This window comes from Bartonella sp. MU37NMGALS (assembly GCF_042194015.1).
Taxonomy (GTDB): Bacteria; Pseudomonadota; Alphaproteobacteria; order Rhizobiales; family Rhizobiaceae; genus Bartonella; species Bartonella grahamii.
The window spans coordinates 1-918 of sequence record NZ_JBHIML010000108.1 but is presented as its reverse complement, the minus strand read 5'-3'; the positions used below and the strand labels follow the sequence as shown (position 1 = coordinate 918).

2 pseudogenes are annotated in these 918 nt (G+C 41.2%); both read left to right on the top strand.

The features are described 5' to 3' along the window. Nucleotides 1-267 (top strand): annotated as a pseudogene (locus ACFIJP_RS09350) (hypothetical protein); the annotation flags it as partial. 7 nt (nt 268-274) lie between these two features. After that, a pseudogene (locus ACFIJP_RS09345) lies at nt 275-918 on the top strand (hypothetical protein); the annotation flags it as partial.

The following is a 918-nucleotide window of genomic DNA, read 5'->3' as shown; positions in this document are numbered from 1 at the left end:
AATGCCTATTCCAATGCCATACAGGGGGGAGGTGTGCTTGATAATTACAATCAGAGAGTTGTTGATGCCAATCGTGAACGTTGGCTGGAGCAAGACAATAGCGGCTGGAATAGGTTGAATATGCTTATGAACGCCGGTCATGGCTTTGCAAGGAATTACGGCACGACGATGAATAATATGTCAGGCTCTACGATGCATGGTAACGACCCTTGGAAGAACGCTATAGGGATTTTAGCTGGTATTTCTGGTTTTGCAGGAAAAAAGTGAGGTAGTTATGCAAAATAGTAACGATAACATTTTATCAAGACTTCTTAAGTCTATGCATGTAATGAGCCAATATGTACCACGTATACGTTTCAACGATCTAGAAGACGCCAAACAACAGGCAAATAATTTACCTTATTTAACCCCTTCTTCCCCTATAGCAACTTTTGGTTCACAATCAAATCCTTTAGGTTTAGCTAAAAATACTTCACCTTTACCAGATGTAAGTTCGTCTTTAAGATCGGCAGGCAGAAAACCAGATGTACCGTTTTCAGTTCCTTCTTTACCAGTAGCGACCTTTGGTTCACAACCAAACCCTTTAGATTTATCGAAGGATATGGAACCTTTGCCTAATGCAATTGAAACTTCAGATTTGGCATCATTGCAACCAAAGCGGTCTCAGTTACCCGAACCGATTTCACCTGTAGAACCACAGCAGTTTGCACAGCCACAACAGAGTACTGTTCCTCACCAAGATGCTGGTTCTCAACAGAGTTTTTGGGATTACTTGCGTAGTCCTGAGTTTTTACAAAGATTATCAGATTATGGGATTGGTTATGCATTATCAGATGGGACGATAGCACAAAGTTTAGCGAATGCAGCTATGAATCTTCGTCGTGGTGATATGGAAAGAGAAAAAAGAGGGCAGGTTAA